Origin of the sequence: Paenibacillus sp. LS1, assembly GCF_026013365.1 — a bacterium.
Taxonomy (GTDB): domain Bacteria; phylum Bacillota; class Bacilli; order Paenibacillales; family Paenibacillaceae; genus Paenibacillus.
Genome location: NZ_JAPDOE010000005.1, coordinates 54,262 through 68,304, shown reverse-complemented (window position 1 = coordinate 68,304; position 14,043 = coordinate 54,262). Strand labels below are relative to the sequence as shown.

The following is a 14,043-nucleotide window of genomic DNA, read 5'->3' as shown; positions in this document are numbered from 1 at the left end:
GTGGATGTAAGCAGATTCTGCATCTCACCTTCATCTTTGCATATATACGCTATGTTTTTCTCACATATTTCACACATGATGGCCAATTCATTCATGGTAATCCCCCTTTACTATCATAGGGACCAAAAACAGAAAATCGGACACGTTCAGCGAATTATTTCTTTATATTCTCTACCCACGTTGAAATCTTCACGATTTTTCACTAGCATATCTCCAACAAAAAGATATTCACTTCCTTCTTTATCAGCATCAACACCACTCCAATATTCCCTCGCTGACTGATGATTATACTCTTGGCTTCTCGTGTTTAACTCTACATAATGTTGGTTAGCTTTATGAATTCGTCCAGAAACGCTAATTTCGTAGATGGTATAAGGCTGTTGATCAGGATTATTTAGTAATCTCTGTTTCCAGAATTCGATTCCATCTATATCAGTCAAAAATAAGCAAGTGAACCGAGATGGCAGGTCTGGATTGATTAGTAGCCTTTCATTTTCAAAAATGTACTCTCTTGTTTTGATAATATACTCATGGTACACAATCCCGATGTTACGCAGATAAAAGGGATTTACAGAGGCATCTAAATGTAACTTCTCAAGGTCAATTTGTGTCGGCATCTTATAGTCAGTCAAGTATCGTTCTTTCATTAATTTATTATGACGGTCTCCTATCTTAATGGTAGATCCAATATCCCAATGATCTGATTCGCCCCAGCTTTTATTTCGTTGTATATGGAAGTACCGTTCATTATACACAATTTTCATTAAGACCCTCCTCCTTCTGAAGCTATACATTTGTATCTTATTTCGATGGTAACGAATGCTTTACAATCTCTTCTAGTTCAGCGAGTAATTCTTCTGCTGTCATCGTTTCCACCGGTTGATATTCTCCATAGACATTAATATCGCCTTCTTTGATCAAAGTCGGTATAGATTCGCTATTCGAACTCGGATCATTATTCTCATCAGAAAATTGTTGTTTGTAATAGGAAAACGAAGTGGGCGTTATTCGGTTCTTTCTATAGAGGCTCACATAATCATTAAAACTGAATGGTGCTGAATCCTCATAAAAATGCTCTAAATATTTGTAATACGACACTAAATCCTCATTACGGCCGGTATATCCGCTGGGTATTTTATCTAAAGATTCTAGTGCTTTTTTATCTTCACCCAGGTTTTTCTGAATTTGATACGTTATGAAGTACTGCATCATCTGAAGATCGTTGCTAGGATCGGGTAGCTGATCAATAAGCTCTGTTGCTAGTTTATATTGTCCTGTTGCTAAGTGGCCATTCACCGTCTCCCATACATCCTCCTCTTCAAGGACTGTATTGGAAAAAGAATCCGTGTGAAATGCATATGTGAATCCTACAAGATTGCCTATAGGCTCCACAGGAACTATGTACTCCCCAGCGAGATTTTCACCTTGTTGGCCAAGTAATTTCTGTACATCATTAGGTTGTAGTGTGGCCGCTGAAGAAGTCAGTAGAAGATTGTAGTTTCCAGATTTAAGTCCTTCCCCTTGATTAGACATCCAATCACTCTCAAAAAATCCATTATACACGTGCACCTTAGATTGAATGGAATATTCATCTTCACCAGTAATTGAAAGCATCAATTCCATATCGTCTGGCAGATTAGTGTTACCGTAAATTTTGAGGCGATTATCGCTGTCAAACTCTTCTTTCACTGTGATATCTACGGTAATCCTGTTGTTTTGATTGGACGAACACCCTATCAGTCCTATGGTCATTGCCATGAGAAATACACTGACTAATCCAAACTTGATTTTATTACCCCTGTTATGTATTTTCCTCTCCTCCTTTTACGTACTATATATCGGACATAGCTGAGAGATAATTTAATAAATCCATAAGTTACTTTGATATGAACCAATCGTCATTACATTAGAAATCAAAACTGAGACCTATAGTTATATTCTAAGCAACTCTTCTAATTCACTAATGTAAGTGGTTTCAAACGCTCACTTTAATCTTATTTGAAATAATGGTAAAATCTATATGTATCGTTCTGGTACTTCAATTTAATTCTACATTACATTAGGTGAATGGATGTGAATCAGACTTGAGTCCAAAGAAATTACGCTTTACATCTGGTGCAACCTTCATTGTTACGGTAGCCTTGTTTTGTATTGATGGCTTGTTTATTCACTATGGTCAATTTCTTGACGGTATTGGGATCAAATCAACGTTCATTCTCCCGCCCATAGGATTATTGGCAGTTTATTTCGCACAAAAGAAAGTTCATACGAAGACAGATACCATACTTATCATAATCAATATATTTGCCCTATTACTGTTCCCACTGTATATGTTTTTCGGAACCTTGATTCTTGGTCCATAACCGAAATACAATGACCGAACCCTGTATCAGGATTCGGTCATTGTATTAATCACAGGTAATGAGTTACTTCATTTATCTTAAGAACACGCGCCGGCCACTTGTGCAGCAACAAAGTAGGCTCTAACGATCCCAGCTGCAAAACCAGACACACCTCTCAAGCAGTCCAGCACGTTCCAGTCACACTGACAACTGAAGTAGCCGTTTGCTTCATAGCACTTATCATGGTTCATGCAGCAACGATCCGTTGCATCAACCGGAGCACTTGGACCACTACAGCCAGGCCCACACCAGTTACCATGAATAAAGCAATTATCTTGTGGTGTAACGATGTCTTCCTTAGCAGCTGTCTCAACAACTTCAGCTTCATTAATCAGCTGCACGGAGTCATTAACAATCTCATATTGCTTTTCTTTCCCATCCTCAACAATGACACCGATCACTTGCTCAATGTTCTCCGGGTGCTCAACACGTGTGAAGTTGCTGTACCAGACATATGCCGTATCACCAAGCTCGATTTCAGTAACTGTCCCACCTTGTTCGGCTGTTTGAAGTTGTACCGCATTCGTGATGTTGAACTGGGATTCAGCGATGAATCCTTCCTTGGTGAAATAATCTACTATGGTTTGCACCCCTGGATTTGCTTTCAAGCTGTTTGCCAAGAATTCTTTCTCCACTTTGCTCAATTCGCGTTTATAATTTGTACTCATTTTTAATTCCTCCAGTATAGTTGAATTAGTGGATTAAACCCTGCAGTAATTTAATCCAAGGTTGCTGCCAGGTCTTGACTGGTCAGCGTCCTTATATCTAATAAAGTATCTCTACATGGTCCGTTCACAACCTATTTGAGATGTAATATTTTCAGCTTTCCGTAATCATCTGTATTCTGCCTAAGGGCCGCATATAGTTCGGATTCCGACATCACTCTCGATGTGAGCAGCTCAAACTTGTTGATTAATAGAGCAGCAGCTCCTGCCACATGAGGTGCTGCCATTGAAGTCCCAGACATTTCAGCATAACGTGATTTTGGAATTGTCGATAACACACCAACCCCAGGTGCGTATAAATCGATCTGATCGTTTGAGTTTGAAAATGGGGCCAATAAGCAATCCAAATCCACAGCACCGACCTGTACGACTTCCTCGTAGTATCCTGGGTACATAAACTCATCTGTATCTAAATCATTGTCTCCTGAATTACCTGAAGCACAAATAACCAGGATATTTTCCTTAATGGCACGCATTATGGCTTCATACAGCCCCCTATGGTCCTTACTACCTCCCAATGACATGGTAATTATACGTACCCTTTGCCCAGTGTCCCCTCTCCAATGTAAAGCGTAATCAATCGCCCTGATCAGATAATCGTATGTCCCCTCACCGCTCTCAGAAATAGCCTTAAGAATCAGTAACTTGGCATCGGGTGCTACTCCAACAATACCTTCATTATTTAGAGAACCAGCAATAATACCAGCAACGTGAGTACCATGAAACAGTGTATCTCCATAATTACTAACGTCCCCTCCAAAATCCGGCGTAAAGTTTCTTCCTGCAATAATGTTGTTCCTAAGGTCCGGATGATCCATCTGACATCCCGTATCAATAACTGCAACGACAACATCTTTTCCCGTAAAACCTTCCTTCCAATAATTAAGCGCACCCACCATTTTTACACCAAGTGGGATTTCATCACTTTCCTCATAAATTGAAGCAATAGCATTTGGAATTAGAACGATTTCCTTTGCGCCATCTTTCAAAATAAATCACTCCTTCATTATTTGCATTGGGATCAAGTGCATATGAATCCCTCTAGAATAAAAAGTGTAAACAAAAACAAAAAAACAACCTTGAGTAGGTTGCTTTGATAGACTCATTTTTATATTCAGACAGGATTTTTATTTATACTGGGGGGGGCCTCAGGGAGGGAAAGTAAAATAAGTCCTTATCAATCCGAGTGATGTTCTTCTTTGCTAGCGATTGAACTTTGTTGGATATTTAGATCTTTAATCGTTAAAATAAGTTGATTCACGGACTGATCTAATCTATCTAGTTTTTCTCCTAATGTCTGTAAGATATAACGAAGAAGGATAACACATAACGATACTGGAAATCCTACATTTGCTATCAATGAAATGATCTCCTCTGCACTCATACATATCCCCCTTTCAAAGAGGTAAGAAAGAATTACAGAAGCATTCCACTAAGCGTTTTCACGTTAAAACCAGTAACCACGTTCTCTGTACCATCTTCGTTCTTAATGATAGTGTGAGGAACACCTTTAATCGTCTCAAGCAGATTCGGATCGCTGATCTCTGTTACATCCGTTTCTTTGTAATCGATATGGTTTTCCTTTAGCCATTCTTTCATTTTGACGCAATGCACACAACTCCACTTCGTATACACAGTAATATCCTTTTTCATCAATCTTCCTCCATTCTATTAGTGGTTTTTCAAGGGGATACCCGGAATCGAACCGGGGATAAAGGTTTTGCAGACCTTTGCCTTACCGCTTGGCGATACCCCCATAACTGCTTTTCTATACTAAGAAAGTGATGCTTAAGAAGGATTTAACAACCCCAGAAGCAACTTGTTTTGCTATGTGAAATAAAGCATTTGCTTATTGGGTTCTATCCTAACTGTATTTCGCTTCAGTTCGATTAGCAGCTCACTTGTTGTAATAGGCTCCCTATTCTCGGATTTAAGTGCCTGTAACAGCAGAGCTGCTGCACCTGCTACGTGAGCAGTGGCTACTGAAGGACCAGATATGTACATATCGTGCCCTATTTCAGAAGTGAATAGGAATTGATCCATTGCGTAAATGTCTGCATAGCTGTATAGGTTGCCTGTATGCGAAGGACCCCCTCCTTCATCAAGCGCCCCAACCGACACAATCTCAGGATAATCACGATGATTTCCAGAATCATTTGCACGTGTCAGCACCCCTGTGGAGGCAACAACTAGTATATGATGTGATGTTGCCAATTTAATTGCGTTGTAAAGCATAGGGTCGTGCTCTGATACTCTTAAAGATATCGTCAAGATTCCTACACGCTCACCGCCCTGGCCTCTCCAGTAGATTGCATAGAATATTGCCCTAATGACATCATTGTTAAACGCAATTCCCTGGTCATTTGTCACCTTTAGAACAAGCAACTTAGCAAGTGGGGCACTCCCAATAACCACATTACACATTGGAGATTCGGTGATATGAGCAGAACCATGATTCGGTGTAACCGTATAATCAGATGGCTCCTCTCCAGATACAAAGTTCATGCCGCCAATAATCCGATCATTCAATTCCGGATTGTTAATCTGACAGTTGCCATCAATGATAGCAACAACGCTCCCCTTCCCCTTGATACCTTCTTTCCACAACTTCTCAGCATTAATAGAAGGAAAGACTTCTGATCCTTTCTTATCTACACAGCTAGTTATTTGAAGACTGGAAGGCACATTCTCCAACATAAAACCACCTCCGATAAGATGTAAATAGAACAAATGAACCTTTACCATAAACTCAAATCGAGAAATACCGTTTAGTTGGCTAAACGGATAATTGTTAAATATCTTAAAGATGTGAATCAGATACAGAACTCAATTTGGCTGGAGAAGCATATCTTCATCCTCTTTGGTATGAATGAACTCCCATAAACCAGGAACCGTTTCGAGATCATATTTGTATACCGCTTCAATGATCTTTAGATGAATTTCCTGCTTCAGATCATTACGATCCTGCTGCGTAGTTTGATAGAGTGATTTCTGCAACTTGGGATTGAACTTCACGATGATTGACTCCATAGCATTTTTATCATTCTCTCTAGCTTGTATTAGCAGGGTCATTAAACAATCCATATAGATATCAGTCCTTTTGTTGGGATGCATATTCCCTTATTTTTTTTAGCGCTTTTGTTCGTAGTTTAGAAACGGCCTGTTGGGATACGTTATTTTTAAGGGCAATTTGAGTATCAGACATCTCCATCAGATACGCTTGTAGCAACACCTCTTTTTCCTTTTTTGTTAAACGTTGAACTGCTTTGAACAGAATCGGATTTGAGAACATATCTTCTATCTCTGTCGATTTCACTTCTGGTCCATTTACAAATCCGCCTAGTAGACTTGAGTTATCATTGTCATCTAAGATCAATGCTGACCTGAGATTAACTCGTCTAACCCGCTTGTCGAAATCTATAGATGCAAACCGAATTAGTGAAAGGATGTATGCGGTAAATCTGATCTCAAAATAGAACTTACGGAATTCTTCATCGAGTTTCTTTTTAGCAGAGATTGTCGGCTTGTTTATGTATTCGAAAAGCAGCCTCTTGTGATTTTCATCGCCAATAAATTCCTTTAGAATTACGTTGTTCTTAAACTTATCTAGTAATTTACTTAAATTATCCATAGAGCGCCTCCCTACAATTATATATATATAGTGATGTTAGAAGGTTGAATAACAACCCGAATGAGAACTTATGTTCCTATTATATTACGAACAGACATATAAAAAAACCCTTCCAGTGAAGGAAGGGCTTGTAAATTAACTGCAATTTTCAGGGTTAAAGTTACACGAACAAATTTTAACTCCAACAGCTTGGAAACACTCGTTTTCTATCTTTTTCAAATGATGTGCATACTTTTCACACAGTTCCTGATAAAATATCATGTCGTCAGGTTCCCTTGATTCTAGAATTTTGTTACTAAGTTTTAGTAGTTCTATTTTTAATGAGTGATGCCTAGTTCTCCATTGAATTAGATTGTCCATTCTTATTCCTCCTCACTAAGCCTATTAAATAAAGTGAAGTGAAAGGGAAATAAAACAACCAAATCCTTTGCTAATTTTTTAATCAGTTAGTTATTGCAACTTGCATGAATAGATTCTCAAATCTGGCAGTTAAAAAGTTATAATGAGATGAAGTTTAGATCCTGAACATCATGGAGTGATATCAATGTTTGAACACTTGGATAGAAAATCACTACTCGAAACCCATCATCAATTAGTTACCGATTGGAACTTCAGCAAAACAAAAAACTTTACTCCGGGAGACGTTTCAGCAGATTCACACCGACGAGTTTGGTGGGTTTGTGAGCTCGGGCATGAAGAATTCAATCCAGTTAAAGTTAGAGTAAGAACTAAAGGCTGTGCCCAATGTGCACGGATCAAAAGAGAAAAGGAATTTCTTTTAAAAGAGCTTGAACGTAAGCAAAACCGTGAACTACGTTTTGGTACAATCCAAGACCTCAAAAATAATCCTTCATTGAGTTTGCGAGAGATCTTCAACTTGGCTGATGATTTTGATTATAACTTGGATCTTGAGGAGCTCTTAACACCAGTGGACCATTCCTTTGAAAAGAGAATGTATTTATGCCTGATGCGCCATAGAATTAACACCATCGAACAGTTGATGGATATCAGTTACATGGAATTATGCCAGATAAGGTTATTTGGCACGGCTTCACAGAATAGATTATACCAACTATTAAACGAGAGATTCTGGATCGAAAATTAATATGCTATCGAATTTCTATTCAGTACGACTGCTCCATTCAACCCGCTCACCTCAACATCAGGTCACCAGGTGACTATGGGATTTTGAGTAATTTAATGAAGTACACTGAATTTTCGATTCCCCCATGTAAGACGGTTTGCTACAACGATTCAAATAATGGCTGGAGAAAAGGAAGAAATTTGGTTCTGCACTCACTCTTACCAGGTGATCAAAAACCGTTTAACTTACGTGACCTCAAATCTGCAGTAATCGATATTGAAAAACAGAGTGCTTCATCATAATAATATTTGAAGCACTCTGTCTAAATCTCCTCCTCATCGGTCCACTCTATTTACTCCTTACTCTCCATTCAATTTTACCCACTTCACGTCCTGCATCAAGTTTACATGTGAATCCATGCTTGTTATAGAAGTGTACCGATCGTTCAATATGATCCCAGTCAACCCTTGTGATACTTCCTGTGATCAGTGTGATTTTCAGCTCGTTTACGAGTTTCTTAATAGCTTCCATCGCAATAGAGCCATAACCTCGGTTAACTCGATCCCCTTCTATCCTGAAGTCATTTATATGCATCTTATTTTGCTCTGGTTTGATTCCTAGAAATACATTGGAATACGGTACTTGCACACCATTTTTGGTAATGACCATAACCCTTAGATGTATGTGCTCATTTTCCCTACTATCGTTAAGAATCTGGAAAACAAGCACCTCTTCGTTGTATCGATTCGTTGCTTGATGGATTAACTTGTGCCCAGTATTATTTATTTTGCTTATTTGATATTCCACTTCATACGTCAAATCCTCCATTCGCTGAAGGGGTTCATAATATGTAGGTAGCTCCAAATTAACAATTGGATCATTCTCATCAAAAATATTACTGATAACCTCAGTGATTCGCGTTGCTTGATCTTTGTCCTCGGTAGACATATGGTTACCCTCCCTAATTAATAATATCTTTGTTCAACTTCATAATACGTCGAGTAATGTACTTTTACTAGATGCATGCACAACCTGAAAAAAAACTTTGCAATTTTGTTAAGTGAAATCGATTGTGATAGGTTAAAAATAACCTTTACCGCCCGATCTGTTTTCACATTTTAGAACTCTTCTCTTCAGTAAAGGCCAAACTAATCAATATAAGGTAAGCCGGCTTTATGGCATACATACCAGGAGGGATATCATGATTGATGAACCAATTCAAGGGCTTGATTCCATAGTTCGTGCCCTTGAAATATGGGTTGATATTACAGGGGTTGATCCGAATACAAAGAGTTGGTCTACCACGAATGAATGGGAGATAAGACACATCAATGAGGAGCTAAAAGAATCACTCAAACTGGACCCTTCTAAGATTACAACGATGATGATGTTAGATTATTTTGTTCGTGATTACCTCACAAACAGGACTTTCAGTGTAATGTCAATCTTAGAAGAATACGATGTCTTAACCGATTATCTTCAGAAAAGTCGAGAATTACTGAGTATTCTAAACTCTGAAGAAGTCACAGAAGCAAAGCAAACATTCAAGGACAGTGTCATGGCCTCGTTGCAGCATTATGGAGTTACTAATGAAGAAACCTTTTCTCTCGCTAGCGACTTACATGCGCTAGGCTTTTTAAGGCGAGATGCATTACGTTCTATTGAGTCGTTAGAATGCCATCAGTTCCTTCAAGGAGAGTCAGATGATACGCATCCCGTATACTTCGATATGGTTTATGAGTTCTGGAATATCAACAGTCTAATCAGATCGATGACCCAAATCCCTAAATCCGGTATTACCCTAAATCTGATACGCGACCCACATGAGACATCTTCTTTCTTTGTCTTTGGCATCCGGAATGGTGGGACAGTGAGCATTCTGACTGACCGTGATAAGGAAGCATATCCTTTAGCCAAATTTAAGCAACGTAGACCAGATAGAAATCTTGCAGAAAGAAAGTGGAGGCATCACTTTCCTTATGATTTAATGGGGCTTGAATTCTCTGAAGGGGGGCGTTCAGCTTATGTCATTCATAAAGAGTCTCATGCTGTTGCTCCTTACCAGTCTACCTCTCATCCAATGAAAAGAATTTCTGAACTGCACCCTGATGAAATAATATGGATCTCTATGATGTTCAGCCAAATTCACTTAAAATTCTGGAAAGAGAATTTTAAAACAAAAGAACTATCTTACACGGGTGATATGTTAAAAAATCAGGATGTATTGATTGCTGCTGCTAGAGACTTACCTGTAATGATAGATAATTATCAAGTACTTAATTCATCTCCCCTAACGAACAAGGATTTAACCTACGACAGTAAATTTAAGGAGGATTGGGGTGGAGGGGGTTCCGATAACCGCTGGATGGAAGAGCGTTACCAACATAAACTGGATGATACTGATTTATTTAATCTTATAGACGATAACACTGAGTCTACGCTACTTTATGCAGCCAATAAAGAGGAAGAAGTATCCAATATCTTAGGTAGAAGAATATTAAAGGGGAAACACAATATTAGTGTGATTGGTAATAAGAAAATACTAAAAGTCCAAAGATCCACATTGGATGATCTACCTTACTGGGACAGAGATAAATTATATAAGACGATTCCTTCGCTCCAATCAATGGATTCAACCTATTTTGGGACAGCCGATGAAGTTATTGCAAACCAACGATGGTCTGCAAGATATAACAAAGCAAAGTTGATCGAACAAGCCGCCTTGGAAGAGTATCATGAACGCAAAGCTGAAATAAAAGCATGGTTTGCAAATGCTATAACTAGTAATATCGATTTTTTACTAACTGCAATAGCAAACGGAAAACTTGCAGTCTCTGAATTTGATTCAGTAAACAATAGACGGAGCATTTTAAGTCTTTTCTCAAAGTTTGCAGATAATAAGTACAATAGTCGAATGAATTCTTCGTGTTTAAAGGATTTGGAGATACATGGTACTAAAGAAAAGTTCCCATCCAAGTACTTATGTCCTGTAAACGGTCGCCAAGCAACAATTTTTGCAAAATTCACACCTAATGACGCTAATGATTTAGCATTAATGTGTGGATATAAACTATTCGAATTACCTGATATTCTTCAATTCTGGAGGATGAAGATATATTCCTCACATAATTCTTGGTCCACTCGTGTAGACCCTATGGAGTCGGAAATTACAAATCCTTGGGCAAAAATAAACTTTGATGTGCTCTTTCACCTAAGCAAATCTGGATATATTCAACTTTGCAAGCAACACGGTCAGAATCCTCATCGATTCTGGATTGAAGAAGAGAGAAGATACAATGAAGATTAAAGTACTCTATGGTATCCTCCAGTAAATATCATAGCAATTTCATGAGATAGTCGATAGCGCCCAACTGTACTTACGTTGGGCGCTATCGATTAACGAGTCATGATAAAAAAACCTTAAACCCATCATCCCATAAAGATACTATATCTACAAAATGACTATACAGCTCACGATCATGTCTTTTAGCTTTTTCAAGAAACTTGTGTTCTTCTATAAAACGCAAACAACATTTGGGTTCAGGTAGGTTATCCAACCAGTCTATATGCTGAACTTTCAACTCATCCAACTCCGGAAAGTTAGACCACTCAGGACAGATTTTAATCCACATGTCTTCCATCTCATTGGCCAATATAAAGTACTTTAATTGTGCACGAATGTAGGATGAATATTCTGTACTCTCATAATCATAATTTTCATCAACAGTAAGCCGAATGTCTCCTTGGTTTCTATTTACGGTATAATTTCTAATTGCTTCAATATTCACGATTACAATACTCCCTCTTTATTTATATTGCCGTTATTTCCACGATTCTACGCTCATCTTGGCTTGAAGGTTAGAAGGGACCTACTTACCCACACGCCATAGCAAATACTTCTCTACGGTGTGATGACCAGCTGCAGCTGCATTTCTTTGAAGAGACCACCAGGTTTCTCCCGTTTCAATGTATTGATGGTAATTTTTATCCAACTGTAACAAAGGATTTATTTCTTCTTCCGTGTTGTGTGTTTCATCTGGTTTTTGATCACTATCTCCATCATCTTCCCATGGTTTTGCAGCCCACATATTTTTGATTTCTTCTTCCGATGCATGACTTAGATAGTAGTACATCATATCTTCTAAGGAAGAATCTTCTATTTCAATGATACTACAAATCCGTTCCCGCTCTGCAGCCATCTCTTCTTCGTACCATTCGATTAATTCATCGTCAGGATATATTTCTTGATGAGGTGAACTATTGCTTGAGCCTCTTATATATTTTGACTTACTCAGAATATCATCCCACTGGGAGGCATCGGGCAATAGGCCTCTAAGAGTGAGATCATTATTGACTTGATCAACTAATGTTTCATCAATATCTGGAACAAATGCTTGAACTATAGGGTCATTACTAGCGTCTTCTATCAGTGGAGGTAACCCCTTCTTCATCCGTCCATTACCGACCCGATCAATTAAGACACGTTCTGACCAAGCCCGACCTGAAGCTTTCTTATTTTCATATTCCAGGCTGGTCGTATACTTCGTCAGCCAGATATGCATATACCATTGCCGCTCTGAGCTCATACGTATTGATATATCATGATATCGTTGATAGAAAACCTCATCATGACCGGCATCCAAACTGTCACCTTCGTGAGCAATTTCATGTTCCAATAAAGAGAAGATATAAGCTGCTGTTTTCAGTGGGTCCCGTTTCAATTTTTTTATGATTTCAACATTAAAAGCAATGTAAAACTCACCATCAGTCCAAGCCTCAGCCGTGTTAGATGATCCTAACAAAATTGAGAACGTCTCTTCCCCATATCCTAATGCTCCATTATTATCACGAACTTTCCCTAAGCAAACACCAGCATACTGCTGAAGACACCAACGTAATGCAGTCCAAGCTCTTCTCGTTTCACGATCCAATACAGTGTTCTCTTTCAGGATTTCCATCCGTTCTACAAAACCTTGACTCAGTAGGGAATAATCTAAAAGTTCAATTTCTTTCATTGACATTGCATACCGGCGATTATCGTAACCATTTAAAGCACAGAATTGATCATAGTTATCCTGAATCAGTCCTAAGATTTCCAGAAATTGATCAGGAGTGTAAACACCGAATCTATCTAATGTTTTGGGATGTATAAAAATAGATATTTTTGCTTTAGCCATGGTTTCAGCCTTGGGAATATCATTATGATTCTCAACAATACAGCAATTGTTCCTATGCTCACGTAGTAAACGATGAATGAAATCATAAAGTGTGATATGTCGATTACCCGGAAGAATGGTTACTACTTCTTCTCGATATACAAGATTGAAAAGGTTACCTTCACCACTTAGTAAGCTACGTACGGATTTTTCTCTACGTGCTTCAGTTTTGCGATTATCATGTAGTTTATCGCTAATCTCGTGTGCTAGGGTTTGAAATTGCTTAGCGATCTCCTGCCATACAGCACACGTTTTTCTTATAATCTCGGTTCTTGAGACATTTAAGGAAATTGCTTTCTTAGTAACAATTAAGCCCCCAACCCCCCAAATATGCGAAGCATCATGTCTCACTAATACACCTTGGTTGTATATAGAAACTGCGCCTTCCAGTTTAACACGATAGTACGCGTATTCATCTTGGTGATCCCACTTCTCGTGTTCTGGTTTACGAGTAATGGTCTTGCCATTGAGTTCAACTTCAACCGGTGTGTAACGAACGAGATCACGAATTTCTTGGAGAGTACTCAATAATTCCGTATCGGATAGTTTGTCATACCACTTACCTGTGATGTAGCATCCTGGGATGGGTGCATCTAAATCGATCAAGTCGTAAAAGTATCCCATTTTCAGAGTATCTACAACCATTTGGTGATTAATTGAGCTCCAAATGGTTGAGGCATGCGCCATAATTTGTCCTCTGCCAAGTCTGAAACGGCCGTACGTTGCATCCCCTTCATGGTGGGGCGTCCCGAAGCGTCCAAAGTAATTCAGCACATCTTCTTTCGTAGCAAACCCCTGTCCGTCATCCTCACAAACGAACCCTTCTTTATTCATGGTTAGCTTCACTCTATTGGCCTTTGCGTCAACTGAATTCATGATCAGTTCTATAATTGATTTCCCGATACTTCCTGCTTGATTGTGAATAATATGATGAATAATTTGTGGGTCTAATTCGAACGGCAAAATCATTATTACCAGCCTCCAC

14 protein-coding genes and 1 tRNA gene are annotated in these 14,043 nt (G+C 38.7%); 2 read left to right on the top strand and 13 right to left on the bottom strand.

Features of this window, described 5'->3' with window-relative positions:
* Positions 1-146 precede the first annotated feature (146 nt).
* The 10 genes from OM416_RS19375 to OM416_RS19330 all read right to left on the bottom strand — a co-directional run bounded on the left by OM416_RS19375 (position 147) and on the right by OM416_RS19330 (position 6,758).
* Complete coding sequence (locus tag OM416_RS19375) at positions 147-764, bottom strand: DUF2441 domain-containing protein (protein ID WP_264932256.1); 618 nt, start codon at positions 762-764, stop codon at positions 147-149.
* Between the two features lie 37 nt (positions 765-801).
* Positions 802-1,758, bottom strand: coding sequence for a hypothetical protein (locus tag OM416_RS19370; RefSeq protein ID WP_264932254.1), 957 nt, complete (start codon positions 1,756-1,758; stop codon positions 802-804).
* A gap of 682 nt (positions 1,759-2,440) precedes the next feature.
* Entirely contained in the window at positions 2,441-3,070 is a 630-nt protein-coding gene (locus OM416_RS19365; RefSeq protein WP_264932251.1) for a hypothetical protein, read from the bottom strand.
* 131 nt (positions 3,071-3,201) lie between these two features.
* On the bottom strand, positions 3,202-4,116 hold the full coding sequence (locus tag OM416_RS19360) for a S8 family peptidase (protein WP_264932249.1): 915 nt from the start codon (positions 4,114-4,116) through the stop codon (positions 3,202-3,204).
* 188 nt (positions 4,117-4,304) lie between these two features.
* Positions 4,305-4,511, bottom strand: a complete 207-nt coding sequence (locus OM416_RS19355; RefSeq protein WP_264932247.1) for a hypothetical protein — start codon at positions 4,509-4,511, stop codon at positions 4,305-4,307.
* 32 nt (positions 4,512-4,543) lie between these two features.
* On the bottom strand, positions 4,544-4,780 hold the full coding sequence (locus tag OM416_RS19350) for a glutaredoxin family protein (protein WP_264932245.1): 237 nt from the start codon (positions 4,778-4,780) through the stop codon (positions 4,544-4,546).
* A gap of 32 nt (positions 4,781-4,812) precedes the next feature.
* A tRNA-Cys gene (locus OM416_RS19345) sits at positions 4,813-4,883 on the bottom strand.
* A 71-nt stretch (positions 4,884-4,954) separates the two neighbouring features.
* A complete protein-coding gene (locus OM416_RS19340) occupies positions 4,955-5,824 on the bottom strand; it encodes a S8 family serine peptidase (RefSeq protein ID WP_264932243.1) in 870 nt (289 codons plus the stop codon).
* Positions 5,825-5,953: 129 nt separating this feature from the next.
* Positions 5,954-6,199, bottom strand: coding sequence for a helix-turn-helix domain-containing protein (locus OM416_RS19335; RefSeq protein WP_264932613.1), 246 nt, complete (start codon positions 6,197-6,199; stop codon positions 5,954-5,956).
* Positions 6,200-6,218: 19 nt separating this feature from the next.
* Complete coding sequence (locus OM416_RS19330; RefSeq protein ID WP_264932241.1) at positions 6,219-6,758, bottom strand: sigma-70 family RNA polymerase sigma factor; 540 nt, start codon at positions 6,756-6,758, stop codon at positions 6,219-6,221.
* 544 nt (positions 6,759-7,302) lie between these two features.
* Here OM416_RS19330 and OM416_RS19325 point away from each other — a divergent pair.
* On the top strand, positions 7,303-7,863 hold the full coding sequence (locus OM416_RS19325; protein ID WP_264932239.1) for a zinc-ribbon domain-containing protein: 561 nt from the start codon (positions 7,303-7,305) through the stop codon (positions 7,861-7,863).
* 327 nt (positions 7,864-8,190) lie between these two features.
* Here the strand turns inward: OM416_RS19325 and OM416_RS19320 are convergent, their stop codons facing one another.
* Complete coding sequence (locus OM416_RS19320; RefSeq protein ID WP_264932237.1) at positions 8,191-8,790, bottom strand: hypothetical protein; 600 nt, start codon at positions 8,788-8,790, stop codon at positions 8,191-8,193.
* A 253-nt stretch (positions 8,791-9,043) separates the two neighbouring features.
* Between OM416_RS19320 and OM416_RS19315 the strand changes: the two genes are divergently transcribed.
* Positions 9,044-11,149 carry a hypothetical protein gene (locus tag OM416_RS19315; protein ID WP_264932235.1) on the top strand — a complete coding sequence of 702 codons (2,106 nt, stop codon included), beginning with the start codon at positions 9,044-9,046 and terminating at the stop codon, positions 11,147-11,149.
* 97 nt (positions 11,150-11,246) lie between these two features.
* Here the strand turns inward: OM416_RS19315 and OM416_RS19310 are convergent, their stop codons facing one another.
* Together OM416_RS19310 and OM416_RS19305 are read right to left on the bottom strand one after the other, a co-directional pair.
* Positions 11,247-11,630, bottom strand: coding sequence for a hypothetical protein (locus OM416_RS19310; protein WP_264932232.1), 384 nt, complete (start codon positions 11,628-11,630; stop codon positions 11,247-11,249).
* Positions 11,631-11,711: 81 nt separating this feature from the next.
* Entirely contained in the window at positions 11,712-14,027 is a 2,316-nt protein-coding gene (locus OM416_RS19305) for an ATP-binding protein (protein ID WP_264932230.1), read from the bottom strand.
* Positions 14,028-14,043: the final 16 nt, after the last annotated feature.

Excerpts from the sequence above, each read along its gene's own strand:
- OM416_RS19375 (WP_264932256.1), bottom strand. The coding sequence starts at position 764 with ATGAAAATTGTGTATAATGAACGGTACTTCCATATACAACGAAATAAA.
- OM416_RS19325 (WP_264932239.1), top strand. The coding sequence starts at position 7,303 with ATGTTTGAACACTTGGATAGAAAATCACTACTCGAAACCCATCATCAA.
- OM416_RS19305 (WP_264932230.1), bottom strand. The coding sequence starts at position 14,027 with ATGATTTTGCCGTTCGAATTAGACCCACAAATTATTCATCATATTATT.
- OM416_RS19355 (WP_264932247.1), bottom strand. The coding sequence starts at position 4,511 with ATGAGTGCAGAGGAGATCATTTCATTGATAGCAAATGTAGGATTTCCA.
- OM416_RS19330 (WP_264932241.1), bottom strand. The coding sequence starts at position 6,758 with ATGGATAATTTAAGTAAATTACTAGATAAGTTTAAGAACAACGTAATT.
- OM416_RS19350 (WP_264932245.1), bottom strand. The coding sequence starts at position 4,780 with ATGAAAAAGGATATTACTGTGTATACGAAGTGGAGTTGTGTGCATTGC.
- OM416_RS19335 (WP_264932613.1), bottom strand. The coding sequence starts at position 6,199 with ATGACCCTGCTAATACAAGCTAGAGAGAATGATAAAAATGCTATGGAG.
- OM416_RS19320 (WP_264932237.1), bottom strand. The coding sequence starts at position 8,790 with ATGTCTACCGAGGACAAAGATCAAGCAACGCGAATCACTGAGGTTATC.
- OM416_RS19340 (WP_264932243.1), bottom strand. The coding sequence starts at position 5,824 with ATGTTGGAGAATGTGCCTTCCAGTCTTCAAATAACTAGCTGTGTAGAT.
- OM416_RS19365 (WP_264932251.1), bottom strand. The coding sequence starts at position 3,070 with ATGAGTACAAATTATAAACGCGAATTGAGCAAAGTGGAGAAAGAATTC.
- OM416_RS19370 (WP_264932254.1), bottom strand. The coding sequence starts at position 1,758 with ATGGCAATGACCATAGGACTGATAGGGTGTTCGTCCAATCAAAACAAC.
- OM416_RS19315 (WP_264932235.1), top strand. The coding sequence starts at position 9,044 with ATGATTGATGAACCAATTCAAGGGCTTGATTCCATAGTTCGTGCCCTT.